Annotated in this window: 25 protein-coding genes; 21 read left to right on the top strand and 4 right to left on the bottom strand. The window is 62.7% G+C overall.

Features of this window, described 5'->3' with window-relative positions; all coding sequences use genetic code 11:
• The first annotated feature begins 53 nt into the window (after positions 1 to 53).
• The 18 genes from ACKLLE_RS05230 (at position 54) to nuoN (ending at position 20,504) form a co-directional block, all read left to right on the top strand.
• Entirely contained in the window at positions 54 to 1,223 is a 1,170-nt protein-coding gene (locus ACKLLE_RS05230) for a ribosomal protein uL16 3-hydroxylase (RefSeq protein ID WP_009400978.1), read from the top strand.
• The gene (locus ACKLLE_RS05225) at positions 1,216 to 1,647 is read left to right on the top strand and encodes a GNAT family N-acetyltransferase (protein ID WP_279897289.1); all 432 of its coding nucleotides are present in this window, start codon (positions 1,216 to 1,218) and stop codon (positions 1,645 to 1,647) included. The genes ACKLLE_RS05230 and ACKLLE_RS05225 overlap by 8 nt, the downstream gene beginning before the upstream one ends.
• Before the next feature lie 130 nt (positions 1,648 to 1,777).
• Positions 1,778 to 2,542 (top strand): secretin N-terminal domain-containing protein, encoded by a 765-nt coding sequence (locus tag ACKLLE_RS05220; protein ID WP_420057077.1) that lies wholly within the window; start codon positions 1,778 to 1,780, stop codon positions 2,540 to 2,542.
• 525 nt (positions 2,543 to 3,067) lie between these two features.
• On the top strand, positions 3,068 to 4,393 hold the full coding sequence (gene aceA / locus ACKLLE_RS05215) for an isocitrate lyase (protein WP_064303259.1): 1,326 nt from the start codon (positions 3,068 to 3,070) through the stop codon (positions 4,391 to 4,393).
• Positions 4,394 to 4,530: 137 nt separating this feature from the next.
• Positions 4,531 to 5,193, top strand: a complete 663-nt coding sequence (locus ACKLLE_RS05210) for a lysoplasmalogenase (RefSeq protein ID WP_064303258.1) — start codon at positions 4,531 to 4,533, stop codon at positions 5,191 to 5,193.
• A gap of 355 nt (positions 5,194 to 5,548) precedes the next feature.
• Complete coding sequence (locus tag ACKLLE_RS05205; protein WP_009400986.1) at positions 5,549 to 5,962, top strand: NADH-quinone oxidoreductase subunit A; 414 nt, start codon at positions 5,549 to 5,551, stop codon at positions 5,960 to 5,962.
• Between the two features lie 10 nt (positions 5,963 to 5,972).
• Positions 5,973 to 6,650 (top strand): NADH-quinone oxidoreductase subunit B, encoded by a 678-nt coding sequence (locus tag ACKLLE_RS05200; protein ID WP_064303257.1) that lies wholly within the window; start codon positions 5,973 to 5,975, stop codon positions 6,648 to 6,650.
• 77 nt (positions 6,651 to 6,727) lie between these two features.
• A complete protein-coding gene (nuoC, locus tag ACKLLE_RS05195) occupies positions 6,728 to 8,509 on the top strand; it encodes an NADH-quinone oxidoreductase subunit C/D (RefSeq protein WP_009400988.1) in 1,782 nt (593 codons plus the stop codon).
• 2 nt (positions 8,510 to 8,511) lie between these two features.
• Complete coding sequence (gene nuoE, locus ACKLLE_RS05190; protein WP_009400989.1) at positions 8,512 to 9,009, top strand: NADH-quinone oxidoreductase subunit NuoE; 498 nt, start codon at positions 8,512 to 8,514, stop codon at positions 9,007 to 9,009.
• A complete protein-coding gene (gene nuoF, locus ACKLLE_RS05185) occupies positions 9,006 to 10,370 on the top strand; it encodes an NADH-quinone oxidoreductase subunit NuoF (RefSeq protein WP_009400990.1) in 1,365 nt (454 codons plus the stop codon). The genes nuoE and nuoF overlap by 4 nt, the downstream gene beginning before the upstream one ends.
• Positions 10,371 to 10,503: 133 nt before the next feature.
• A complete protein-coding gene (nuoG, locus tag ACKLLE_RS05180; RefSeq protein WP_420057076.1) occupies positions 10,504 to 13,218 on the top strand; it encodes an NADH-quinone oxidoreductase subunit NuoG in 2,715 nt (904 codons plus the stop codon).
• Positions 13,215 to 14,222: an NADH-quinone oxidoreductase subunit NuoH gene (gene nuoH, locus ACKLLE_RS05175; RefSeq protein ID WP_009400992.1), complete on the top strand. Its 1,008-nt coding sequence runs from the start codon at positions 13,215 to 13,217 to the stop codon at positions 14,220 to 14,222. The genes nuoG and nuoH overlap by 4 nt, the downstream gene beginning before the upstream one ends.
• A gap of 11 nt (positions 14,223 to 14,233) precedes the next feature.
• Positions 14,234 to 14,782 carry an NADH-quinone oxidoreductase subunit NuoI gene (nuoI, locus tag ACKLLE_RS05170; protein ID WP_009400993.1) on the top strand — a complete coding sequence of 183 codons (549 nt, stop codon included), beginning with the start codon at positions 14,234 to 14,236 and terminating at the stop codon, positions 14,780 to 14,782.
• A 9-nt stretch (positions 14,783 to 14,791) separates the two neighbouring features.
• A complete protein-coding gene (gene nuoJ / locus ACKLLE_RS05165; RefSeq protein ID WP_064303255.1) occupies positions 14,792 to 15,292 on the top strand; it encodes an NADH-quinone oxidoreductase subunit J in 501 nt (166 codons plus the stop codon).
• 4 nt (positions 15,293 to 15,296) lie between these two features.
• Complete coding sequence (nuoK, locus tag ACKLLE_RS05160) at positions 15,297 to 15,605, top strand: NADH-quinone oxidoreductase subunit NuoK (protein WP_009400996.1); 309 nt, start codon at positions 15,297 to 15,299, stop codon at positions 15,603 to 15,605.
• Positions 15,602 to 17,455, top strand: coding sequence for an NADH-quinone oxidoreductase subunit L (gene nuoL / locus ACKLLE_RS05155; RefSeq protein WP_009400997.1), 1,854 nt, complete (start codon positions 15,602 to 15,604; stop codon positions 17,453 to 17,455). The genes nuoK and nuoL overlap by 4 nt, the downstream gene beginning before the upstream one ends.
• Before the next feature lie 39 nt (positions 17,456 to 17,494).
• A complete protein-coding gene (gene nuoM, locus ACKLLE_RS05150) occupies positions 17,495 to 19,027 on the top strand; it encodes an NADH-quinone oxidoreductase subunit M (RefSeq protein ID WP_009400999.1) in 1,533 nt (510 codons plus the stop codon).
• Between the two features lie 7 nt (positions 19,028 to 19,034).
• Positions 19,035 to 20,504 (top strand): NADH-quinone oxidoreductase subunit NuoN, encoded by a 1,470-nt coding sequence (gene nuoN, locus ACKLLE_RS05145; protein WP_420057075.1) that lies wholly within the window; start codon positions 19,035 to 19,037, stop codon positions 20,502 to 20,504.
• Positions 20,505 to 20,580: 76 nt separating this feature from the next.
• Here the strand turns inward: nuoN and ACKLLE_RS05140 are convergent, their stop codons facing one another.
• Positions 20,581 to 20,841 carry an Ogr/Delta-like zinc finger protein gene (locus ACKLLE_RS05140; protein WP_081263188.1) on the bottom strand — a complete coding sequence of 87 codons (261 nt, stop codon included), beginning with the start codon at positions 20,839 to 20,841 and terminating at the stop codon, positions 20,581 to 20,583.
• A 251-nt stretch (positions 20,842 to 21,092) separates the two neighbouring features.
• Between ACKLLE_RS05140 and ACKLLE_RS05135 the strand changes: the two genes are divergently transcribed.
• The gene (locus ACKLLE_RS05135; protein WP_420057312.1) at positions 21,093 to 21,512 is read left to right on the top strand and encodes a helix-turn-helix domain-containing protein; all 420 of its coding nucleotides are present in this window, start codon (positions 21,093 to 21,095) and stop codon (positions 21,510 to 21,512) included.
• On the opposite strand, the gene ACKLLE_RS05130 is transcribed toward ACKLLE_RS05135, so the two are convergent.
• Both ACKLLE_RS05130 and ACKLLE_RS05125 read right to left on the bottom strand, forming a co-directional pair.
• Positions 21,507 to 21,857 carry a putative holin gene (locus tag ACKLLE_RS05130; RefSeq protein WP_064303251.1) on the bottom strand — a complete coding sequence of 117 codons (351 nt, stop codon included), beginning with the start codon at positions 21,855 to 21,857 and terminating at the stop codon, positions 21,507 to 21,509. The genes ACKLLE_RS05135 and ACKLLE_RS05130 overlap by 6 nt on opposite strands.
• A 12-nt stretch (positions 21,858 to 21,869) precedes the next feature.
• On the bottom strand, positions 21,870 to 22,130 hold the full coding sequence (locus tag ACKLLE_RS05125; protein WP_064303250.1) for a helix-turn-helix domain-containing protein: 261 nt from the start codon (positions 22,128 to 22,130) through the stop codon (positions 21,870 to 21,872).
• A gap of 227 nt (positions 22,131 to 22,357) precedes the next feature.
• On the opposite strand from ACKLLE_RS05125, the gene ACKLLE_RS05120 reads away from it, so the two are divergent.
• Both ACKLLE_RS05120 and ACKLLE_RS05115 read left to right on the top strand, forming a co-directional pair.
• Complete coding sequence (locus ACKLLE_RS05120) at positions 22,358 to 24,448, top strand: TonB-dependent receptor family protein (RefSeq protein ID WP_420057074.1); 2,091 nt, start codon at positions 22,358 to 22,360, stop codon at positions 24,446 to 24,448.
• A 115-nt stretch (positions 24,449 to 24,563) separates the two neighbouring features.
• Positions 24,564 to 24,926 carry a DUF5064 family protein gene (locus ACKLLE_RS05115; protein WP_420057073.1) on the top strand — a complete coding sequence of 121 codons (363 nt, stop codon included), beginning with the start codon at positions 24,564 to 24,566 and terminating at the stop codon, positions 24,924 to 24,926.
• 27 nt (positions 24,927 to 24,953) lie between these two features.
• Here ACKLLE_RS05115 and ACKLLE_RS05110 read toward each other — a convergent pair whose 3' ends face one another.
• Positions 24,954 to 26,018 (bottom strand): AI-2E family transporter, encoded by a 1,065-nt coding sequence (locus tag ACKLLE_RS05110; RefSeq protein WP_420057072.1) that lies wholly within the window; start codon positions 26,016 to 26,018, stop codon positions 24,954 to 24,956.
• Between the last annotated feature and the right edge of the window lie 205 nt (positions 26,019 to 26,223).

Here is a 26,223-nt window from a genome sequence, read left to right as displayed (position 1 = left end):
AGCCGGGCGTTTTTATTCCTGAAAGAAAATTGTGTTTTTTCAATAGGTTAACCATGAATCCTGATATCCCACTGCAACTTCTCGGCGGTTTGACTGCGCGCCAGTTCATGCGCGACTACTGGCAGAAAAAACCGTTGCTGGTCCGTCAGGCCTTTACCGATTTCGAAAGCCCCATCGATGCCGACGAACTGGCCGGCCTCGCCCTGGAAGAAGAGGTCGAGTCGCGACTGGTGCTTGAACACGGCGAAACCCCGTGGGAGCTGCGCCGTGGCCCGTTCACCGAAGACACCTTCGGCACCCTGCCGGAACGCGACTGGACCCTGCTGGTGCAGTCGGTCGACCAGTTCGTCCCGGAAGTCGCCGAGCTGCTGGAGCACTTCCGCTTCCTGCCGAGCTGGCGCATCGACGACGTGATGATCAGCTTCGCCGCACCAGGCGGCAGTGTCGGCCCCCACTTCGACAATTACGACGTGTTCCTGCTACAGGGCCATGGCAAGCGCAACTGGAAAGTCGGGCAAATGTGCAATAGCGACAGCCCGCTGCTGGAACACGCCGACCTGCGCATCCTCGCCGACTTCGAGCAGAGCGACGAATGGGTACTGGAGCCGGGCGACATGCTCTACCTGCCACCGCGCCTGGCCCACTACGGCGTTGCCGAAGACAACTGCCTGACCTACTCGGTCGGCTTCCGCGCGCCAAGCGCCGCCGAGGTGCTGACCCACTTCACCGATTTCCTCGGCCAGTTCCTGACCGACGAAGAACGCTACAGCGACGCCGACGCCCAGCCGGTCAGCGACGATCCGCACCAGATCCAGCATGACGCCCTCGGTCGCCTGAAGTCCCTGCTCAACGAACACATGGGCGACGAGCGCCTGCTGCTGACCTGGTTCGGCCAGTTCATGACCGAGCCGCGCTATCCGGAACTGGTCAGCGGTGAAGAACTGAGCGAAGAAGAGCTGGTGGACAGCCTGGAACAGGGCGCGATCATCATCCGCAACCCGAGCGCACGCCTGGCCTGGTCCGAGGTGGACGATAACCTGCTGCTCTTCGCCAGCGGGCAGAGCCGCCTGCTGCCGGGCAATCTGCGTGAACTGCTGAAGCTGATCTGCTCGGCCGACGCCTTGCATATCGACAACCTGGCCGACTGGCTGGGCGACGAAGTCGGCCTGGAACTGGTTTGCCAGTTGGTCAAGCAGGGAAGCCTGGGGTTCGCCAATGAATAAGATCAAGGTCCGTCTGGCCGACTGGCACAAGGACAATGCGGACATCCGCCGCATCCGCGAGGCAGTATTCATCGCCGAGCAGAGCGTACCGCCGGAACTGGAATGGGACTCGGACGACAACCAGGCCATCCACTTCCTGGCCATGGAAGACGACTACGCCATCGGCACCGCCCGCCTGCTGCCAGACGGCCAGATCGGCCGGGTATCGGTACTCAAGGACTGGCGCGGCCTGAAAGTTGGCGACGCGTTGATGCAGGCTGCGATCGTCGAAGCGCAGAACCGCGACCTGCGCCAGCAAATGCTGACGGCACAGGTGCATGCCACGGCGTTCTACGAGCGCCTGGGGTTCCGGGTGGTCAGCGAGGAATTCCTGGAAGCGGGCATTCCTCATGTCGACATGGTGCGCGACTCGAAACCGTTGTGACCCCAATCGCTGGCAAGCCAGCTCCCACAGGGATCGTGTGTGGGAGCTGGCTCGTCGGACCGCCGCACCGCAGCGATGAGGCCCGCAAATCCACAGCAAATCCTCCCGACCGCAAACAATCTTTGCCATCATGTCCACTCCACCCGCGGAGATCATGGACATGCCGCTACGCCCCCTGCTCGCCTCCCTGCTTCTGGCCTTCAGCCTCAACGCTGTCGCTGCCACCGAAGTCCTGCCCCTGAACCACCGCACCAGCGCGGAAATCCTGCCCACGGCCCAGGCCTTCATCGGCAGGGACGGCACGGTCAGCGCCTTCGAGAACAAACTCATCGTCAAGGCCGAACCCGGCAAGATCGACGAACTTCGCACCCTTCTGCGCGATCTGGACACTGCTCCGAAACGCTTGCTGATCAGCGTCGACAACGACGACAGCAATGTTCAGGACAGCCGTGGCGATGCCCGGATAATCCACTACGGCACCGCCAATCGCGACGGTGGCCTGCAACAGGTCCAGGCCAGCGAAGGCACTCCCGCACTGATCCAGATAGGCCAGAGCATCCCCATCACCAGCACCCAGACCGACAGCTACGGCCGCCTGCAAAGCCAGACCGAATACCGCAACGTCACCCAGGGCTTCTACGTCACCGCCAGCGTCTCGGGTGAAACCGTTCACCTGGCCATCAGCACCAACAATGACCGGATGAGCCAGGAACGTCCCGATGTAGTGAAAGTACAAAGCACCGACACGAAAGTCACCGGCAGGCTGGGTGAGTGGCTTACCCTGGCAGGATTCAATCAGCAGAGTCAGGCCAACCGCTCTGCTTCGGACATCTCCTACTCCACCCAACGCGGTGAAAACATGACTTTGCGGGTAAAAGTCGACGTTCTGGACTGAACCCAGGGAAATCAAGGCCTCGACCAAAGGCCTTGAAACTGACTGAGGAGTCGCATTAGACCAAAGATGTAGTGGAGTGAAAAAACCACTACAAAACATTTGACGCCCTCGGATCGCAGAGGCATGATGGCCCCGCTCCCGCTAATCAGGGGCCCTGGCAAGGGCCTTCGGGTCGCGCTTCGATCTACCCCCGAGGCCGATTCGTGTCTGTACAGCCCACAAGGCGCGTTGGACGTGATCACGACTGGAACGAGGTTGTCCCGAGGGACGGAAGCGCATCAAACGGTACATGGCACACCCTGATCGAAGCAGCACGGCAACCACGAGCCAACCTGCCCGACGGACGCCCGCACCTGCTCACTTCCCCTCCGAGCCCCATCGTTCACCGTCGCGATTTCGCCCGACCGGACTGATTCAACGCCAGCGTCCCTGAGCTGCGAGCATTCGGTGCTGCCCCTGTACGACACAGCGCAGCCGACAGAGCGAACACTTTTCACCAAGACCTATGCGACGAGGTTTATTTCCATGGCACTGACACGCGAACAGCAAATTGCAGCCCTCGAAAAAGACTGGGCCGAGAACCCGCGCTGGAAAGGCGTGACCCGTACCTACACCGCTGCCGATGTCGTCCGTCTGCGTGGTTCGATCCAGCCAGAGCACACCCTGGCTCGCCTGGGTGCGGAAAAACTGTGGAACCTGGTGACCAAGGGCGCACACCCGTCCTTCCGCCCTGAGAAAGATTTCGTCAACTGCATGGGCGCCCTGACCGGCGGCCAGGCAGTACAGCAGGTCAAGGCCGGCATCCAGGCCATCTACCTGTCCGGCTGGCAAGTGGCTGCCGACAACAACTCGGCCGAATCCATGTACCCCGACCAGTCGCTGTACCCGGTGGATTCGGTTCCGACCGTGGTCAAGCGCATCAACAACTCGTTCCGTCGCGCCGACCAGATCCAGTGGAAAGCCGGCAAGAACCCGGGCGACGAAGGCTACATCGACTACTTCGCGCCAATCGTGGCTGACGCCGAAGCCGGTTTCGGCGGCGTACTGAACGCCTACGAACTGATGAAGAACATGATCGAGGCAGGCGCCGCCGGCGTTCACTTCGAAGACCAGCTGGCATCGGTGAAGAAGTGCGGCCACATGGGCGGCAAGGTACTGGTTCCGACCCAGGAAGCCGTACAGAAGCTGACCGCTGCCCGCCTGGCAGCCGACGTTGCCGGCGTACCGACCATCATCCTGGCCCGTACCGACGCCAACGCCGCTGACCTGCTGACCAGCGACTGCGACCCGTACGACCAGCCGTTCGTGGTCGGCGACCGCACTCCGGAAGGCTTCTACAAAGTCCGCGCCGGCCTGGACCAGGCGATCGCCCGTGGCCTGGCCTACGCTCCATACGCCGACCTGATCTGGTGCGAAACCGCCAAGCCGGACCTGGACGAGGCCCGTCGCTTCGCCGAAGCGATCAAGAAGGAATACCCGGACCAGATCCTGTCCTACAACTGCTCGCCTTCCTTCAACTGGAAGAAGAACCTGGACGACGCGACCATCGCCAAGTTCCAGCGCGAACTGTCGGCCATGGGCTACAAGCACCAGTTCATTACCCTGGCCGGTATCCACAACATGTGGCACGGCATGTTCAACCTGGCGCACGACTACGCCCGCAACGACATGACTGCCTACGTCAAGCTGCAGGAGCAAGAGTTCGCTGACGCGTCGAAGGGCTACACCTTCGTCGCCCACCAGCAGGAAGTCGGCACCGGCTACTTCGACGACATGACCACCGTGATCCAGGGTGGCAAATCTTCGGTAACCGCCCTCACCGGCTCCACCGAAGAAGAGCAGTTCCACTGATCTGACCGATCGGTGACTTTCGGGTAACACCTGCGGCCCGGGACCTGTGATGGGGTTCCGGGCCGCGGCTTTTTGCCTCACTCCTATGCAAAATTCACGGCTATGCTTGCCCGCACAGCACCGGACAAGGATAGGCCATGACCCGCCCCGCAGCGCTTTGCACCTTTGCCGTAGCCGGCTGCGCTCTCTATATATATGCAGCGAACAGCGGCGCCGCCTGGCTGGCCTTCGCGAGCAAGCCGGTGCCCGTGCTGGCCATGATCCTCTGGCTTTTCGACGCACCCGCCGGAACCTACCGGCGCTGGATCCTGATCGGCCTGGGCTTTTCGATCCTGGGCGACCTGGCCCTGGCCTGGCCAGCCGACCTGTTCATCATCGGTCTCGCCGCCTTCTTTTGCGCGCACCTGGCATACCTGCGTGCCTACCTGGATGACCAGCGAAAAACCGCCCCATGGGCACTATTGATTGCTGGCACCTGCGGCGTCGGGCTATTCACCCTGCTGGCCTGGCACGACCTGGGCGACCTGCTGGTTCCGGTGGCGGCCTATGCCCTGGTCATCAGCGCAATGCTCTGGCGCGCCCTTGCCTGCGCAGGCTTCGCCGCCATTGGCGCCATCAGCTTCGTACTGTCGGACAGCCTGATCGGCATCGACCGTTTCGTCAGCCAGTTCGGCGCAGCTCCCACGCTGATCATCCTGTTCTACTGGCTCGGGCAATGGGCGATCAGCGCTTCGGCGCAGCGCCAGCAATCCACCACACCCTTGACCCATGACCGGACGCCAGCGACCAAAAGCGTCTAGAACGCAGATTGCCGATAACTTTCAGGAAGAACGCCGATGAACTTCTTGGTTGACTTGAACAGTAGGAATAACAGCAGATCAACAAATGATATCAATTATCATTTCGAAACTTGCGATTCTTTACAGCCTGCAAGAAACATAATTAACGAAAGCGCGGCGAATCCCCGAAATACAAGGGCTACAGGGAGTTACGAGGTTTTTTTGTTCTTAATCCTACGAATAAATTTGCCGTAGAAATTTTACTTGCACCGGCTTTACCCATAAAATCAGCGCGATAGATCCAGCTGCGACATATCGTCACTGCTCCAACTCTTTTACGCTCAGAGACCACCGTGCTCTGTTAAGGATTCTCAGCATGCCCGATTCGACCGGACTGATCGCCCACAACTGGGGTTTCGCCATTTTCCTGTTGGGTGTCGTCGGCCTCTGCGCCTTCATGCTCGGCCTGTCCAGCCTGCTCGGTAGCAAGGCCTGGGGTCGCAGCAAGAACGAGCCGTTCGAATCCGGCATGCTGCCTACCGGCGGCGCCCGCCTGCGCCTGTCGGCCAAATTCTATCTGGTCGCGATGCTGTTCGTGATCTTCGATATCGAAGCCCTCTTTCTCTTTGCATGGTCTGTGTCCGTCCGCGAAAGCGGCTGGACCGGATTCGTCGAAGCTCTCGTTTTCATAGCAATTCTGTTGGCAGGTCTTGTCTACCTTTGGCGGGTCGGGGCGCTCGATTGGGCTCCCGTGGGTCGCCGCAAGCGGCAAGCGAAGCTGAAACAATGAGGCTTTGGCAATGCAATACAATCTCACCAGAATCGATCCGGACGCGCCCAACGAGCAGTACCCAATCGGAGATCGGGAAACCGTCTCCGATTCGCTGCTAGAGGACCAGGTCCACAAGAACATCTTCATGGGCAAGCTCGAGGATGTGCTCAACGGTGCGGTCAACTGGGGTCGCAAGAACTCCCTCTGGCCCTACAACTTCGGCCTTTCCTGCTGCTACGTGGAGATGACCACGGCGTTCACCGCGCCGCACGACATCGCCCGTTTCGGCGCCGAAGTGATCCGGGCATCTCCGCGTCAGGCCGACTTCATGGTCATCGCCGGCACCTGCTTCATCAAGATGGCGCCGATCATCCAGCGCCTGTACGAGCAGATGCTGGAACCGAAGTGGGTCATTTCCATGGGTTCGTGTGCCAACTCCGGTGGCATGTACGACATCTACTCGGTCGTCCAGGGGGTCGACAAGTTCCTCCCCGTGGATGTCTACGTACCTGGCTGCCCGCCTCGCCCTGAAGCATTCCTGCAAGGCCTGATGCTTCTGCAGGAGTCGATTGGCCAGGAGCGACGCCCTCTTTCCTGGGTCGTCGGCGATCAAGGCGTGTACCGCGCCGAGATGCCGGCCCAGAAAGATCTGCGTCGTGAACAGCGCATGCAGGTGACCAACCTGCGCAGCCCCGACGAAGTCTGATCCAGCGACCTGCCGCCCGTTCCCCGGAACCGGCGGCCTGGCTTCATTCTCTACGTTGACCGAAAGCGACCGAGACCATGACAGCGGACACCGCTATTTACATTCCGCCTTACAAGGCTGACGACCAGGATGTGGTCGTCGAACTGCACAACCGTTTTGGCGCCGAGGCGTTCACCGCCCAGGACACCCGCACCGGCATGCCGGTACTGTGGGTCGACCGCGCCCGCCTGATCGAAATCCTGACGTTCCTGCGCAACGTCGCCAAGCCGTACAGCATGCTGTACGACCTGCATGGCGTCGACGAGCGCCTGCGCACCCAGCGCCGCGGCCTGCCGGGCGCCGACTTCACCGTGTTCTACCACCTGCTCTCGGTGGAACGTAACAGCGACGTGATGATCAAGGTTTCCTTGAGCGAAACCGACCTGAGCGTACCGACCGTCACCGGCATCTGGCCCAACGCAAATTGGTACGAACGCGAAGTCTGGGACATGTTCGGCATCGACTTCCCGGGCCACCCGCACCTGACCCGGATCATGATGCCGCCGACCTGGGAAGGTCACCCGCTGCGCAAGGACTTCCCTGCCCGCGCCACCGAATTCGATCCGTTCACCCTGAACCTCGCCAAGCAGCAACTGGAAGAAGAAGCCGCGCGCTTCAATCCGGAAGCCTGGGGCATGAAGCGCCAGGGCGCGAACGAGGACTACATGTTCCTCAACCTTGGCCCGAACCACCCCTCGGCCCACGGTGCCTTCCGTATCGTCCTGCAACTGGACGGCGAAGAGATCGTCGACTGCGTCCCGGACATCGGCTACCACCACCGTGGCGCCGAGAAGATGGCCGAGCGCCAGTCCTGGCATAGCTTCATCCCGTACACCGACCGTATCGACTACCTCGGCGGGGTGATGAACAACCTGCCGTACGTCCTTGCCGTCGAGAAGCTGGCCGGGATCAAGGTGCCGCAGAAGGTCGATACCATCCGCGTCATGCTTGCCGAGTTCTTCCGCATCACCAGCCACCTGCTGTTCCTGGGGACCTACATCCAGGACGTCGGTGCCATGACCCCGGTGTTCTTCACCTTCACCGACCGTCAGCGCGCCTACACCGTGATCGAAGCCATCACCGGCTTCCGTCTGCACCCGGCCTGGTACCGCATCGGTGGCGTCGCCCACGACCTGCCGCGCGGCTGGGACAAACTGGTCAAGGACTTCGTCGAATGGCTGCCCAAGCGCCTGGACGAGTACGAAAAGGCCGCGCTGAAGAACAGCATCCTGAAGGGCCGCACCATCGGCGTTGCCCAGTACAACACCAAGGAAGCACTGGCCTGGGGCGTTACCGGTGCCGGCCTGCGGGCCACCGGCCTGGACTTCGACCTGCGCAAGGCGCGTCCTTACTCCGGCTACGAGAACTTCGAGTTCGAAGTGCCGCTGGCCCACAACGGCGATGCCTATGATCGCTGCATGGTCCGTGTCGAGGAGATGCGCCAGAGTATCCGCATCATCGACCAGTGCCTGCGCAACATGCCGGAAGGCCCGTACAAGGCGGACCATCCGCTGACCACGCCGCCACCGAAAGAGCGCACCCTGCAGCACATCGAAACCCTGATCACCCACTTCCTGCAGGTTTCGTGGGGCCCGGTCATGCCGGCCAACGAATCCTTCCAGATGATCGAGGCGACCAAGGGCATCAACAGTTACTACCTGACGAGCGACGGCGGCACCATGAGCTACCGCACCCGGATTCGCACGCCGAGCTACCCGCACCTGCAGCAGATCCCGTCGGTGATCCGCGGCAGCATGGTCGCGGACCTCATCGCGTACCTGGGCAGTATCGACTTCGTTATGGCTGACGTGGACCGCTAAGCATGAACAGCACGCTTATCCAGACTGACCGTTTCGTCCTGAGCGAAACCGAACGCTCGGCCATCGAGCACGAGATGCATCACTACGAGGACCCGCGCGCGGCGTCCATCGAAGCCCTGAAGATCGTCCAGAAGCAACGCGGCTGGGTGCCGGACGGCGCCATCCATGCGATCGGCGAGATCCTCGGCATTCCCGCCAGCGACGTCGAGGGCGTGGCCACCTTCTACAGCCAGATCTTCCGCCAGCCTGTCGGCCGCCACATCATCCGCGTGTGCGACAGCATGGTCTGCTACATCGGCGGCCACGAGTCCGTGGTCGGCCAGATCCAGAGCGAGCTGGGCATCGGCCTGGGCCAGACCACCGCCGACGGCCGCTTCACCTTGCTTCCGGTGTGCTGCCTGGGCAACTGCGACAAGGCCCCGGCGCTGATGATCGACGACGACACCTTCGGCGACGTGCAGCCAGCCGGTGTCGCCAAATTGCTGGAGGGTTACGTATGACCATCACTTCCTTCGGCCCGGCCAACCGCATCGCGCGCAGTGCCGAGACCCATCCGCTGACCTGGCGCCTGCGCGACGACGGCGAGCCGGTGTGGCTCGACGAGTACCAGGCCAAGAACGGCTACGCCGCCGCCCGTACCGCACTGGCGCAGATGTCCCAGGACGATATCGTCCAGACGGTCAAGGACTCCGGCCTCAAGGGCCGCGGCGGCGCAGGCTTCCCCACCGGTGTGAAGTGGGGCCTGATGCCGAAAGACGAATCCATGAACATCCGCTACCTGCTGTGCAACGCGGACGAAATGGAGCCCAACACCTGGAAGGACCGCATGCTGATGGAGCAACAGCCCCATCTGCTGGTCGAGGGCATGCTGATCAGCGCCCGCGCCCTCAAGGCCTACCGCGGCTACATCTTCCTGCGTGGCGAATACACCACGGCCGCGCGCAACCTGAACCGCGCCATCGACGAAGCCAAGGCCGCCGGCCTGCTGGGCAAGAACATCCTCGGCAGCGGCTTCGATTTCGAGCTGTTCGTGCACACCGGTGCCGGCCGCTACATCTGCGGTGAAGAAACCGCCCTGATCAACTCGCTGGAAGGCCGCCGCGCCAACCCGCGCTCCAAACCGCCCTTCCCTGCCGCCGTGGGCGTGTGGGGCAAGCCGACCTGCGTCAACAACGTCGAGACCCTGTGCAACGTCCCGGCCATCGTCGGCAACGGCGTCGACTGGTACAAATCGCTGGCCCGCGAAGGCAGCGAAGACCACGGCACCAAGCTGATGGGCTTCTCCGGCAAGGTGAAGAACCCGGGCCTGTGGGAACTGCCATTCGGCGTCACCGCCCGCGAGCTGTTCGAAGACTACGCCGGTGGCATGCGCGACGGTTACACGCTCAAGTGCTGGCAGCCAGGCGGAGCCGGTACCGGCTTCCTGCTTCCCGAACACCTGGATGCACAAATGTACGCCGGCGGAATCGCCAAGGTGGGCACCCGGATGGGTACCGGCCTGGCCATGGCGGTGGACGACAGCATCAGCATGGTCTCCCTGCTGCGCAACATGGAAGAGTTCTTCGCCCGCGAGTCCTGCGGCTGGTGCACCCCGTGCCGCGACGGCCTGCCATGGAGCGTGAAGATGCTGCGTGCCCTGGAAAAAGGCCAAGGCAAGCGCGAGGACATCGACACCCTGCTGCAACTGGTGAACTTCCTCGGCCCTGGCCGGACCTTCTGTGCTCACGCACCAGGTGCCGTCGAGCCGCTGGGCAGTGCCATCAAATATTTCCGCTCCGAGTTCGAGGCCGGTGTCGCCGCCAATCCTGGTGGCGAAACCCTGCGCCCGAACCTGGCGCAGCCGATTGTGGTCGGCGCATAACAAGATGAAAAAGCGGGTGGTCCGTGCCATCCGCCAGCCACGCAGGCTCGCCCGATCGATTCGCGCGGGCCGCGGGTACACCGATTTCCATTAGCCACACCCGCTCACGCGGGCCAACGAAGAACTTTGAACCATGGCCACTATCCACGTAGACGGCAAAGCGCTCGAAGTCAATGGTGCGGACAACCTGTTACAGGCTTGTCTGTCGCTCGGCCTCGACATCCCCTATTTCTGCTGGCACCCGGCGCTCGGTAGCGTCGGCGCCTGTCGCCAGTGCGCGGTCAAGCAGTACACCGACGAGAACGACACCCGTGGTCGCATCGTCATGTCCTGCATGACCCCCGCCTCCGACGGCACCTGGATTTCCATCGACGACGAAGAATCCAAGGCGTTCCGCGCCAGCGTCGTCGAATGGCTGATGACCAACCACCCGCACGACTGCCCGGTCTGCGAGGAAGGCGGTCATTGCCACCTGCAGGACATGACGGTAATGACCGGCCACAACGAGCGCCGCTACCGTTTCACCAAGCGTACCCACCAGAACCAGGACCTCGGCCCGTTCATCGCCCACGAGATGAACCGCTGCATCGCCTGCTATCGCTGCGTGCGCTACTACAAGGACTACGCCGGCGGTACCGACCTGGGCGTCTATGGTGCCCATGACAACGTCTATTTCGGACGCGTCGAGGACGGTGTGCTGGAGAGCGAGTTCTCCGGCAACCTGACCGAGGTCTGCCCGACCGGTGTATTCACCGACAAGACCCACTCCGAGCGCTACAACCGCAAGTGGGACATGCAGTTCGCCCCGAGCATCTGCCATGGCTGCTCCAGCGGCTGCAACATCAGCCCCGGTGAACGCTACGGTGAATTGCGCCGGATCGAAAACCGCTTCAACGGCTCGGTGAACCAGTACTTCCTCTGCGACCGCGGCCGCTTCGGCTACGGTTACGTCAACCGTACCGACCGCCCACGCCAGCCGCTGCTGGCCGACGGCACCAAGCTCAGCGTGGACGCTGCCCTGGACAAGGCCGCCGAACTGCTGCGCGGCCGCAACATCGTCGGTATCGGCTCGCCCCGCGCCAGCCTGGAAAGCAACTATGGCCTGCGCGAGCTGGTCGGTGCCGAGCATTTCTACTGCGGCATGGAAGCGTCCGAACTGGAGCGCGTGCGCCTGGTCCTGCAGGTGCTGAACGACAGCCCGCTGCCAGTCCCGACCCTGCGCGACATCGAGGACCACGACGCCGTGTTCGTCCTCGGCGAAGACCTGACCCAGACCGCTGCCCGCGTCGCCTTGGCCGTGCGCCAGGCCACCAAGGGCAAGGCCGAGGCCATGGCCGAAGCGATGAAAGTCCAGCCATGGCTCGATGCCGCGGTGAAGAACATCGGCCAGCACGCCCTGTACCCGCTGTTCATCGCCAGCCTGGCCGAAACCAAGCTCGATGACGTTGCCGAAGAATGCGTGCATGCCGCGCCGGACGACCTGGCCCGCCTCGGTTTCGCCGTGGCCCACGCCATCGACCCGAGCGCCCCGGCGGTCGAAGGCCTGGACAGCGAAGCAGCCGAACTGGCCAAGCGCATCGCCGATGCTCTGGTGGCCGCCAAGCGTCCGCTGGTCGTCTCCGGTGGATCGCTCGGTTCCAAGGCGCTGATCGAAGCCGCCGCCAACATCGCCAAGGCCCTCAAGCTGCGTGACAAGGCCGGCTCGCTGAGCCTGGTGGTTCCAGAAGCCAACAGCATCGGCATGGCCATGTTCGGTGGCGACTCGGTGGATGCCGCGCTGGACGCGGTGATCGCCGGCAAGGCCGATGCCATCGTCGTGCTGGAAAACGACCTGTACAGCCGCGTCCCGGCCGCCAAGGTCGATGCCGCCTTCGCCGCCGCCAAGGTGGTCATCGTCGCCGACCACTCCAAGACCGCGACCAGCGACCGTGCCCACCTGGTGCTGCCGGCCGCCACCTTCGCCGAAGGCGACGGTACCCTGGTCAGCCAGGAAGGCCGCGCCCAGCGCTTCTTCCAGGTGTTCGATCCAACCTACCTGGACAGCAGCATCCTGGTTCATGAAGGCTGGCGCTGGATGCACGCCCTGCGCGCAACGCTGTTGAACAAGCCGGTGGACTGGACCCAACTGGACCACGTCACCAGCGCCTGCGCCAGCGTTGCCCCGCAACTGGCCGGCATCGTCAACGCCGCACCGTCCGCTGCGTTCCGCATCAAGGGCCTGAAGCTGGCCCGCGAACCGCTGCGCTATTCCGGTCGTACCGCCATGCGCGCCAATATCAGCGTGCACGAGCCACGTACCCCGCAGGACCAGGACACCGCCTTCGCCTTCTCCATGGAAGGCTACTCGGGCTCCGCCGAACCGCGCTCGCAAGTGCCGTTCGCCTGGTCGCCAGGCTGGAACTCGCCGCAAGCCTGGAACAAGTTCCAGGACGAGGTCGGTGGTCACCTGCGCGCAGGCGACCCGGGCACCCGCCTGATCGAGTCCCAGGGCGATCGCCTGCAGTGGTTCGCCAGCGTACCGGGCGCCTTCGCCCCGGCCCGCGGCACCTGGCAGGTGGTGCCGTTCTACCACCTGTTCGGCAGCGAGGAGACTTCTTCCCGCGCGGCGCCGGTGCAAGAGCGCATTCCGCAGCCTTACGTTGCGCTGGCCAAGTCGGAAGCCGACCGCCTGGGCGTCAACGACGGCGCCCTGCTCAGCCTGAACGTAGCCGGCCAGACCCTGCGCCTGCCGCTGCGCATCAATGAAGAACTGGGCGCTGGCCTGGTCGCCTTGCCGAAAGGCCTGGCCGGTATTCCGCCAGCCATCTTCGGTGCATCCGTCGAAGGCCTGCAGGAGGCAGCACAATGACCTGGTTCACCCCCGAAGTGATCGATGTGATCATCGCCGTCGTCAAGGCCGTCGTGGTCCTGCTGGCGGTGGTGGTCTGCGGCGCGCTGCTCAGCTTCATCGAGCGGCGCCTGCTGGGCTGGTGGCAGGACCGTTACGGTCCGAACCGCGTCGGCCCATTCGGCATGTTCCAGATCGCTGCCGACATGCTGAAGATGTTCTTCAAGGAAGACTGGAACCCGCCCTTCGTCGACCGCATGATCTTCACCCTGGCACCGGTGGTGGCGATGAGCGCCCTGCTGATCGCCTTCGTGATCATCCCGATCACCCCGACCTGGGGTGTCGCGGACCTGAACATCGGCCTGCTGTTCTTCTTCGCCATGGCCGGCCTGTCGGTCTACGCCGTGCTCTTCGCCGGCTGGTCGTCGAACAACAAGTACGCCCTGCTCGGCAGCCTGCGCGCCTCGGCCCAGACCGTGTCCTATGAAGTGTTCATGGGCCTGGCGCTGATGGGCGTGGTGGTCCAGGTCGGCTCCTTCAACATGCGCGACATCGTCGAGTACCAGGCGCAGAACCTGTGGTTCATCATTCCGCAGTTCTTCGGCTTCTGTACCTTCTTCATCGCCGGCGTGGCCGTGACCCACCGTCACCCCTTCGACCAGCCGGAAGCGGAACAGGAACTGGCCGACGGCTACCACATCGAGTATGCCGGCATGAAGTGGGGCATGTTCTTCGTCGGCGAGTACATCGGCATCATCCTGGTGTCGGCGCTGCTGGTGACCCTGTTCTTCGGCGGCTGGCACGGCCCGTTCGATCTGCTGCCGCAGGTCCCGTTCCTGTGGTTCGCCCTGAAGACCGGTTTCTTCATCATGCTGTTCATCCTGCTGCGCGCCTCGATCCCGCGCCCGCGCTATGACCAGGTGATGGACTTCAGCTGGAAGTTCTGCCTGCCGCTGACCCTGCTCAATTTGCTGGTGACCGCTGCGATCGTGTTGCTCAACACGCCAGCTGTTGCGGCCCAGTGAGGATCTGACCCATGTTCAAATATATTGGCGACATCGTGAAGGGCACCGGCACCCAGCTGCGCAGCCTGGTGATGGTGTTCTCCCACGGGTTCCGCAAGCGCGACACCCTGCAATACCCGGAAGAGCCGGTCTACCTGCCGCCCCGCTACCGTGGCCGCATCGTCCTGACCCGCGACCCCGATGGCGAAGAGCGCTGCGTAGCGTGCAACCTGTGTGCCGTGGCCTGCCCGGTGGGTTGCATCTCGCTGCAGAAAGCCGAAACGGAAGACGGACGCTGGTATCCGGAGTTCTTCCGCATCAACTTCTCGCGCTGCATTTTCTGCGGCCTCTGCGAGGAAGCCTGCCCGACCACCGCGATCCAGCTCACTCCGGATTTCGAAATGGCCGAGTTCAAACGTCAGGACCTGGTGTACGAGAAAGAAGATCTGCTGATCTCCGGCCCCGGCAAGAATCCCGACTACAACTTCTACCGTGTTGCAGGTATGGCCGTTGCCGGCAAGCCGAAGGGCGCCGCGCAGAACGAAGCCGAGCCGATCAACGTGAAGAGCTTGCTCCCTTAAGGAAGAAAGATGGAATTCGCTTTCTATTTCGCATCCGGCGTTGCCGTGGTGTCCACCCTGCGGGTGATCACCAATACCAACCCCGTGCACGCCCTGCTCTACCTGATCATTTCCCTGATCGCCGTGGCGATGACCTTCTTCGCACTCGGCGCGCCGTTCGCCGGTGCCCTGGAAGTGATTGCCTACGCCGGCGCCATCATGGTGCTGTTCGTCTTCGTGGTGATGATGCTCAACCTGGGCCCGGCGTCGGTCGCCCAGGAGCGCGGCTGGCTGACCCCGGGCATCTGGCTCGGCCCGGTCGTGCTGGCCGGCCTGTTGCTGGCCGAACTGCTCTATGTGCTGTTCAGCACCGAGAGCGGCGCTGCCATCGGCCACACCACCGTCGACGCCAAGGCGGTCGGCATCAGCCTGTTTGGTCCTTACCTGCTGGTGGTGGAACTGGCCTCCATGCTGCTGCTCGCAGCGGCGGTCACGGCCTTCCACGTCGGCCGCAACGAGGCGAAGGAGTAATCACATGCCTGCAATCCCGTTAGAACACGGCCTGGCCGTCGCCGGCATCCTGTTCAGCCTCGGTCTGGTCGGCCTGATGGTCCGCCGCAACATTCTCTTCGTACTCATGAGTCTGGAAATCATGATGAACGCCTCGGCACTGGCGTTCATCGTCGCGGGCGCCCGCTGGGCCCAGCCGGATGGACAGGTGATGTTCATCCTGGTGATCAGCCTGGCAGCGGCCGAGGCCAGTATCGGCCTGGCGATCCTGCTGCAGCTGTATCGCCGCTTCCACACTCTCGATATCGATGCAGCCAGTGAGATGCGCGGATGAACCTTCTCTTTCTGACTTTCGTATTCCCCCTGATCGGCTTCCTGCTGCTGTCGTTCTCCCGCGGTCGTTTCTCGGAGAACCTCTCGGCGCTGATCGGTGTCGGTTCGGTCGGCCTGTCGGCAATCGTTGCCGCCTGGGTGATCTGGCAGTTCAACGTGGCGCCGCCGGAAAACGGCGTGTACACCCAACTGCTGTGGCAGTGGATGTCGGTCGACGGCTTCGCCCCGTCCTTCACCCTGCACCTGGACGGCCTGTCGGTGACCATGCTCGGCGTGGTGGTCGGCGTCGGCTTCCTGATCCACCTGTTCGCGTCCTGGTACATGCGTGGCGAAGCGGGCTACTCGCGCTTCTTCTCCTACACCAACCTGTTCATCGCCAGCATGTTGTTCCTGATCCTGGGCGACAACCTGCTGTTCATCTACTTCGGTTGGGAAGGCGTGGGCCTGTGCTCGTACCTGTTGATCGGTTTCTACTACAGCAACCGCAACAACGGTAACGCCGCGCTGAAGGCCTTCATCGTTACCCGTATCGGCGACGTGTTCATGGCCATCGGCCTGTTCATCCTGTTCCAGCAGCTCGGCACCCTGAACATCCAGGAACTGCTGGTGCTGGCCCCGCAGAAGTTCCAGGCGGGCGATACCTGGATGGTCCTGGCGACCCTGATGCTGCTCGGCGGTGCGGTCGGTAAATCGGCCCAGCTGCCACTGCAGACCTGGCTGGCCGACGCGATGGCCGGTCCGACCCCGGTTTCGGCACTGATCCACGCCGCAACCATGGTCACCGCGGGCGTCTACCTGATCGCCCGTACCCACGGCCTGTTCCTGCTGGCGCCGGACGTGCTGCACCTGGTCGGCGTGGTCGGCGGTGTCACCCTGGTCCTGGCCGGCTTCGCCGCCCTGGTACAGACCGACATCAAGCGGATCCTCGCCTACTCCACCATGAGCCAGATCGGCTACATGTTCCTCGCCCTCGGCGTTGGCGCATGGGACGCAGCGATCTTCCACCTGATGACCCACGCCTTCTTCAAGGCCCTGCTGTTCCTTGCCTCCGGTGCGGTGATCGTTGCCTGCCACCACGAGCAGAACATCTTCAAGATGGGCGGCCTGTGGAAGAAACTGCCGCTGGCCTATGCCAGCTTCGTGGTCGGTGGTGCCGCCCTGGCCGCCCTGCCGTTGGTCACCGTGGGCTTCTACTCCAAGGACGAGATCCTCTGGGAAGCCTTCGCCAGTGGTAACACCGGCCTGCTGTATGCCGGCCTGGTCGGTGCCTTCATGACCTCGCTGTACACCTTCCGCCTGATCTTCATCGCCTTCCACGGCGAAGCCAAGACCGAGGCCCATGCCGGCCACGGCATCTCCCACTGGCTGCCGCTGGGCGTGCTGATCGTCCTGTCGACCTTCGTCGGCGCCTGGATCCACCCACCGCTGGCCGGCGTACTGCCGGAAAGCGCGGGCCATGCCGGCGGCGAAGCCAAGCACAGCCTGGAAATCGCCTCGGGCGCCATCGCCATCGCCGGTATCCTGCTGTCGGCCCTGCTGTTCCTTGGCAAGCGCCGCTTCGTGACCGCCGTTGCCAACAGCGGCATCGGTCGCCTGCTCTCGGCCTGGTGGTTCGCGGCCTGGGGCTTCGACTGGATCTACGACAAGCTGTTCGTAAAACCCTACCTGCTGATCAGCCACATCCTGCGCAAGGACCCGGTGGACCGCACCATCGGCCTGATCCCGCGCATGGCCCGTGGCGGCCACGCCGCCATGAGCAAGACCGAAACCGGTCAGCTGCGCTGGTACACCGCGTCCATCGCCGTAGGTGCCGTACTGGTACTCGGCGCTGTCCTGATGGCTGCGGTCTGATATGAACCTTGCGACTTTGCGAAAGGAATTGAGCCCGTCATGATTTTGCCTTGGCTGATCCTGATCCCCTTCATCGGCGGCCTGCTGTGCTGGCTGGGTGAGCGCTTCGGCGCCACCCTGCCGCGCTGGATCGCGCTGCTGACCATGTCCCTGCTCCTTGGTATCGGCCTCTGGCTGTGGGCCAACGGGGACTACACCCTCGCCCCTGCCCCGGGCGCCGATCCACAGTGGACCGTCGAGTTCAAGGTCCTCTGGATCGAGCGCTTCGGCATCAGCCTGCACCTGGCCCTCGATGGCCTGTCGCTGCTGATGATCCTGCTGACCGGCCTGCTCGGCGTGCTGTCCGTGCTCTGCTCGTGGAAAGAGATCCAGCGCCACGTCGGCTTCTTCCACCTCAACCTGATGTGGATCCTCGGCGGCGTGGTCGGCGTGTTCCTCGCCCTCGATCTGTTCCTGTTCTTCTTCTTCTGGGAAATGATGCTGGTGCCGATGTATTTCCTCATCGCGCTCTGGGGTCACAGCTCCTCCGACGGCAAGAAGACCCGGATCTACGCTGCAACCAAGTTCTTCATCTTCACCCAGGCCAGCGGCCTGATCATGCTGGTGGCGATCCTTGGCCTGGTGCTGGTCAACTTCAACAACACCGGCGTGATCACCTTCGACTACAGCCAGCTGCTCAAGGCCGAGCTGCCGGCCGGTACCGAGTACCTGCTGATGCTGGGCTTCTTCATCGCCTTCGCGGTGAAGCTGCCGGTGGTGCCGTTCCACTCCTGGCTGCCTGATGCTCACGCCCAGGCCCCGACCGCCGGTTCCGTCGACCTCGCCGGTATCCTGCTGAAGACCGCGGCCTACGGCCTGCTGCGTTTCGCCCTGCCGCTGTTCCCGAATGCCTCGGCGGAGTTCGCACCGATCGCCATGACCCTGGGCCTGATCGGCATCTTCTACGGCGCCTTCCTGGCCTTCGCCCAGACCGATATCAAGCGCCTGATCGCGTTCTCCAGCGTTTCGCACATGGGCTTCGTGCTGATCGGCATCTACTCCGGCAGCCAGCAGGCACTGCAGGGCGCGGTGATCCAGATGCTGGCCCACGGCCTGTCGGCCGCCGCGCTGTTCATCCTCAGTGGCCAGCTGTACGAGCGCCTGCACACCCGTGACATGCGCCAGATGGGCGGCCTGTGGCACCGCATCGCCTACCTGCCGGCCATCAGCCTGTTCTTCGCGGCGGCTTCGCTGGGCCTGCCGGGCACCGGCAACTTCGTCGGCGAATTCCTGATCCTGATCGGCAGCTTCGTCAGTGCCCCGTGGGTCACCGTCATCGCGACGTCCGGCCTGGTGTTCGGCTCGGTCTACTCGCTGATCATGATCCATCGCGCGTACTTCGGCCCGGCCAAATCGGAAGAAGTCCTGGCCGGCATGGACAGCCGCGAAATGATCATGGTGCTGGGCCTGGCGGTCCTGCTGATCGTGCTGGGCGTCTACCCGCAGCCGTTCCTCGACACTTCCGCCGCCACCATGAGCGGTGTGCAGCAATGGCTCGGCTCCGCCTTCACTCAACTCGCTTCGGCCCGGTAAGAGCGCTATGGACCTGACGATTCAACACTTTATCGCGCTTGCGCCACTGCTGATCACCACCATCACCGTTGTCGTGGTGATGCTGGCGATCGCCTGGCGCCGCAACCACTCGCAAACCTTCCTGCTGTCGACCGTGGGCCTGAACCTGGCCCTGCTGTCGATCCTGCCGGTCCTGAAAATCGTGCCCCTGGCGGTGACCCCGCTGCTGACCGTGGACAAGTTCGCCTGCCTGTACATGGCGCTGATCCTGGTCGCCACCCTGGCCTGCGTGACCCTGGCCCATGCCTACCTGGGTGACGGCGGCTCCGGCTACCCGGGCAACCGCGAAGAGCTGTACCTGCTGATCCTCATGGCGGCCCTCGGTGGCCTGGTGCTGGTCTGCGCGCAACACCTGGCCGGCCTGTTCATCGGCCTGGAACTGCTCTCTGTACCGGTCTACGGCCTGGTGGCGTATGCCTTCTTCAACAAGCGTTCGCTGGAAGCCGGCATCAAGTACATGGTGTTGTCCGCCGCGGGTTCGGCCTTCCTGCTGTTCGGCATGGCCCTGCTCTACGCCGACGCCGGCAGCCTGGCCTTCGACACCATCGGCAAGGCCCTGGCCGCTACAAGCATGCCAAGCCTGCTGGCCCAGCTGGGCCTGGGGATGATGCTGGTCGGCCTGGCCTTCAAGCTGTCGCTGGTACCGTTCCACCTGTGGACCCCGGATGTATACGAAGGTGCTCCGGCGCCGGTCGCCGCCTTCCTGGCCACCGCCAGCAAGGTCGCGGTATTCGCCGTGGTGGTACGGCTGTTCATGCTCTCCCCTGCTGCCAGCAGTGGCGTGCTGACCACCGTGCTGTCGGTGATCGCCGTGGCTTCGATCCTGGTCGGCAACCTGCTGGCCCTGACCCAGAGCAACCTCAAGCGTCTGCTGGGTTACTCGTCGATCGCCCACTTCGGTTACCTGCTGATCGCCCTGGTAGCGAGCAAGGGCCTGGCCCTGGAAGCAATCGGCGTATACCTGGTCACCTACGTGATCACCAGCCTCGGCGCCTTCGGCGTGATCACCCTGATGTCCTCGCCGTACAACGGCCGTGATGCGGACGCCCTGTACGAGTACCGCGGCCTGTTCTGGCGCCGTCCATACCTGACCGCCGTACTGACCGTGATGATGCTGTCGCTGGCCGGCATCCCGCTGACCGCCGGCTTCATCGGCAAGTTCTACATCATCGCCACCGGCGTCGAATCGCAACTGTGGTGGCTGACCGGTGCGCTGGTCCTGGGCAGCGCCATTGGCGTCTTCTACTACCTGCGCGTGATGGTCACGCTCTACCTGATCGAGCCGAACCTGCGTCGTCACGATGCACCGTTCAACTGGGAGCAACGTACCGGTGGCGTCATGCTGCTGGCCATTGCCATCCTGGCCTTCGTTCTCGGCGTTTATCCGCAGCCATTGCTGGACCTGGTGCAACACGCTGGCCTGCAACTGGTCAGCTGATTCACCTGGCAAGAACACACCCCGCTTCGGCGGGGTGTTTTTTTTCCAGCACAGGCCTTGCCAGCCCGTTTACCGTTCAGGGCTCTTGATTTTCCTGTCTTGGGCGCAAAGCGGCGCGCCTCAGATCGCTGTCAGCATGTGGCAAATGAACATCCGGGTTCGGCATGCCACTTGGCGAGAGTTCGTGGGTCATTTCGAATTCTGCACGTACCGACCAGCCACAGGCTTCCGTAGTGCATTGCAGGTACGCCACGCGCAGGAAGATATGGCGCCCCTCGCTGGTACGTATGCGCATCCGGCTCTGGCAGTGGGGACATACGAGTTTATAAGTACTCACTGCTGACTCCTTGCCGTGACACCGTTCCAAGCCGGAAGCAGCGCACACTGCGGCGATTTCGATAATTCATTCCTATTCCAATCTCCTGTAAGCTCAAAACAGTCAAGCCGAGGAAATTTCCCATGATGCGGCTGGAAATTTCTGACATTTAATTTCCCAAACGAGTAGTGCTCAATATTGCAAAGAGAGAGAATGCGTTTCGCGTATTTTTTGGCCGAACATTATATCAGCATGCCTTGGGATTACTCGTTATGAGTATTAATGGATTTGCAGCGGTACTGGCTCGCATGAAGCTCGTCACCCAGTCGGCTACCGACTCAGGGCTCTCGGCAGCGCTTGGCGTGAGCCCTCAAACCGTTAGCAGCTGGAAGGGCCGGGACAGTATCCCGTATGCAATATGCGTTGATCTGGCCAATAAACATGGCATTTCCCTCGACTGGTTGCTGGTTGGCGAGGGGCCCCGATTCCGCGCCCATAGTCATCAGGCCATGAGCCATAACGCCGACCCTGACTGGGAAACCCAACTGCTCGCCGAATTGCGCCTGCTCAGCCCTCAGGATCAACGTGCCATTGTTCTGGCCATTCAGGAAAAACAGCGCCTGCGGGAACTGGAGCAGCAGCTCGAAGAGATCAGCAGCCTGCTCTCGCAACTTCACAATCCGGCTTCATGAGCCGCGCAAACGCTGAATGATGTCGCGCAATTCCGCGCCGTCCAGCCAGATCATCACCTTGATCACGATCGGTATCACCACCACCGCACCGATGAAGGCGGCCTCCCCTCCCGACAGAAACGGCCCGATCGAACGCATCAATGGCGTGAACAGATAACCTACTCCCGCCGACAACAGCAGGGACCCGATACGTTGCCAGGCTTTCAGGAAGCCCCGCGTACTTGCCACCAGCCAGGCACCGAGCAGCGCTCCGAACACCATGTCGCCCTCCACCGCCGGCAGGGATGCAGCAAGCCCCAGCCCGATGAACAGGCTGGACAGACTTGAGGTTGTAGGATCACTCATGGATAACACGCCTCAGCTCTCGTCGGATTGGTGCCGGAGGATGCCGTAGCGCAAGGCCTTGATCACGGCGGCTACCCGGGAATGAACCGATAGTTTGCGAAGTACGTTGCTGACATGAAAGTTCACCGTAGACTCCTTGCAGGCAAGGATCTGCGAAATTTCCCAAGATGTTTTCCCACAGGAACACCAATACAGAATCTCCTTCTCCCGACGGGTCAGGGTAGGCGGTGCCACGCCGGCAGCAGGGGTGGTAACAGCAGAAGCGGTTGACATCCATAGTCTCCTGTAAAGAGGCCCCGGGCTCGCCCGGGCCGGTTGACGATGGGCAAACGATACGGACCAGCCTTGCTGTAGGACCAGTCGTACAACCTGTAGCCAGCGAAGCTACAAATCACAGGAAGGGGTCACGCAAAAACGTCAGAAAAACGTGGTGATTTCAGAGCACGATCGTTCGTCTGACTTCACATTTCCTGTCAGAACAACCTCGTTGGAGCTGTAAGATGCCGTCACCGCTGTCCCTGCGCTCTTCTCTGTGCCTGCTGGGCCTGACCCTGGCCGGCAGTGCCGGGGCCCAGCAACCGGAGAGCATCAAACTGGAGAGTATCGAACTGGAGCAGGTACTCATCCAGGAGCAGGACCAGGATGACCTCCAGGTTGCTCGCGAGCGCCTGGAGCAGGTGCCCGGCGCTACCAACCTGATAGACATGAAGCGGGTCGAGCAAGGGCGCGTCGCCAGCAACCAGGATGTCCTCGCCTACCAGCCCGGGGTGTTCGCCCAGTCCGCCGGCAATGACGGTATTCGCCTGTCGATCCGCGGCTCGGGAATCAACCGGGCGCCAGGTGCCCACGGCTCCGGGACCTACGTCATGTTCGACGGCCTGCCCCTGACCGGCCCCGGCGGCACGCCCTACGAGCTGTTCGAACCCCTGTGGCTCAATCGCGCGGAAATCCTGCGCGGGGCCAATGGTTTCGACCGTGGCGCCCTGGCCCTGGGCGGTGCCATCAACTACCTGACCCATACCGGCTACGACGCCGCGCCCTTGCAATTGCGCTATGAAGCCGGCAGCCGCGGCTACCAGAAACGCCATATCAGTTCCGGCCAGGTGCTCGGCGACTTCGATTACTACGTGGCCCTGACCGACACCGGGTACGACGGCTACCAGGATCACAGCAGCGGCAGCGGCAAGGGCGTTGCGGCGAACTTCGGCTACCGCTTCAATCCTGACCTGGAGACACGCTTCTACCTGCGTTACCGGGAAACCGACAATGACCTGGCCGGGCGCCTGACCAAGGACCAGATCAAGCATCACCCGCGGGCCGCCAACCCGGCCTACCTGAGCCGCAACGACAGTCGGCCGCAACCCGGGTCCACGTGGCTGGCGAACAAGACCACCTTCTATCTCGACGACGATTCACAACTGGTCGCGGGCCTGGTCTGGCACGACTATCCGATGGATCTGCGCGAAGGACCGATGCGTCTGAAGGTGGCCTACGCCGATGTCAGCGGCACCCTGGACTATCAACGCCGACATACCCTGTTCGGCCATGACAGCAAGACCACCGTGGGCTGGCGCACCACCAAGCATTTGCCCAATAGCGGCGCCTCGCAGTATGCACGGGCAAACGACATCGTCGGCGCCAGGACCCGGGACTTCTCCTACCAGGGCTCGGATACCGTGCTGCATATCGGCAATGAACTGGAGCTGGTGCCCGACCTATGGCTGAGCAGCGGCCTGGCAGCGATCTATACCCGCCGGGAAAGCGATGTGACCTACAGCAACGTCACTTCGGGGCCGGGGGGCAAGGTCAGCCTGCACGACTGGGACTACGCGCCGCGTATCGGCCTGCGCTATGACGCCAGCCCGAGCCTGCAGCTGTACGGCAACCTGAGCCGTTCGGTGGAACCGCCACACCCGTGGTCGCTGATCTGGAGCGCACCTACGCAGTACCAGCCCATCGAGTTGAAAAACCAGACCGCTACCACGCTCGAGCTGGGCGCCCGTGGCGACTCGGACCTGGGCCGCTGGGACCTGTCCTGGTATTACTCGGCCGTGCGCCATGAACTGCTGATGGTCGAAATCCAGGCCCCCATCCGCAGCGAAAGCAACGCCAGCCCGACCATCCACCAGGGTATCGAGGCCAGCCTTGACAGCACGCTATGGCAACGTGGCGATGTCGGCCGGCTGTCCCTGCGCCAGGCCTACACCCTCAACGACTTCCACTACCGCAACGACAAGGTCTTCGGCGACAACCGCCTGCCGGGCATCCCGATGCACTACTACCAGGGCGAGCTGCGTTTCGACCTGCCCAGCGGTTTCTACGCCGGGATCAACACCACCATGGCCTCCAAGGTGCAGGTCGATTACGCCAACAGCTACGACGCCGATGCCTACGCGATTCTCGGCGCAACCTTCGGCTACAACGCACCGAAGCAGGACTGGCAGACCTGGCTCGACCTGCGCAACCTGACCAACAAGCGCTACGCGGCGATCGTCGTTCCGGGCTACAACGACAACGGCGCGGATGTGGCCAGGTCGTTGCCCGGCGAAGGCTTCGGGGTCTATGCCGGCGTGTCTTACACCTTCCACTGAGAGCGCCTGAAAACTCTGTGAGGTGGGTCAGGCAAAGCGTGGAATTGTCCACCATACTGGCTGGGTCGCGCTGACCGGGCCATGCCCGAGCGCCCCTATTCCAGGAGAAACGACGATGGCCATATTCGCGCCCGGGCAACTGCATATCGAACGACATGCGCTGACCCCGAAGGACGTCAGCTACAACCTGAAGATCAGCTACGAGGTCACCCAGGACCCGAAACAAGGCAAGGGCATCCAGTTCAGGATGCACGGCAGCATCCAGGACAGGAACGTGGACGAGACCTTCTGGTTACCCAAGGAGGACGCCTACAACTTCGCCCGCAACGTCACGCAGATCGCCGAGCGCTACGGGATTCCCAAGGAACTGAGCAGCATCGGCTCGCAGCACAAGCACTACGATCTGATGTTCGAAGACATACGCCAGAAGCTGAACATGCAGTCCGGCGATGCGGTGGATGTCCGCCATTTCGAATGACGCCCACCGCGAGGCATGCCCGGCCTGTCAAGGCGGAAGCTGCACCTGCGGCCGGGTATTGGTGAAGATCCCCCAACTGGACACGAACAGCGCGGCGATCAACGGCCCGATGACGAAGCCGTTGAGCCCGAACACCGCCAGGCCGCCGAGGGTCGAGACCAGGACCAGGTAATCCGGCAGACGCGTGTCCTTGCCCACCAGCAGCGGGCGCAGCAGGTTGTCCACCAGCCCGATCACGCAAACGCCGAAGGCGGTCAGTACCACGCCCTGCCACACCGCACCAGTGAACAGGAAATACACCGCCACCGGCCCCCAGACGATTCCCGCGCCCACCGCTGGCAGCAAGGACAGGAAGGCCATCAGCACGCCCCACAGCAGTGGGCTCGGTACATCCAGCACCCAGAAGATCAGGCCGCCCAGGGCACCCTGGGCGATAGCCACCAGCAGATTGCCCTTGACCGTGGCGCGTACCACCCGGTTGAACTTCAACTGCAGGCGGCGCTTCTGCTGCTCGGCCAGGGGGATCGCCGTACGGATCCGCCGTACCAGCTCCGCACCATCGCGCAGGAAGAAGAACAGCAGGTACAGCATCACACCGAGGCTGACCACCAGGTCGAAGGTGCCCTGGCCGAAGCTGTAGGCCTGGCTGGCGAAGAACTGGCTGCCCTCCATGGCGCCCTTGGCGACCTTGTCGCGCAGGCCGTCGAGGTCTCCGATGCCAAGGCGCTCCAGACCATGCTGGACGATGGGCGGCAGCACTTCCTTGAAGCGCTCGACATAACCGGCGATATCCAGTTCGCCACTCTCGATGCGCTTGTAGATCATCCCGCCTTCCTGCACCAGCAGGCCGCTGACGACGATCACCGGCAAAACCACGATCAACAGGCAAACGAGCAGGGTCAACCCGGCAGCCAGGCTGCGTCGCTGGTTAAGGCGCAGCAGCAGGCGCCGCTGCATGGGTGCAAAGAGCACGCCAAGAATCACGGCCCAGAATATGGCCCCGTAGTACGGCAGGAGGATCCAGAAAAAGGCCACCGTGACCAGGACCAGCAACCCGATGAGGGTTCTTTTTTGCAATGCGGTTTCGCTCATGTCGGCCCTTTGATCAATACAACACTCATGGACTGAGCGCGGACCTTGTGGGAGCGGGTTTACCCGCGATTGCAGTGGTGGATTCACCGACGTAATCGCGGGTGAACCCGCTCCCACAAGGTCCGCGTGATCATTAGTGCTCTGCGCCACGCAGAAAGTGCCGTTGCTCCAGATCAATAAATCGAAACCGCCCCTGCCGTAGCAT

The sequence above is a fragment of the Pseudomonas bharatica genome (genome assembly GCF_048586865.1).
Classification (GTDB): Bacteria; Pseudomonadota; Gammaproteobacteria; order Pseudomonadales; family Pseudomonadaceae; genus Aquipseudomonas; species Aquipseudomonas bharatica.
Note: the sequence above shows the minus strand (reverse complement) of the source record. Positions and strands in the feature narration are given on the sequence as shown.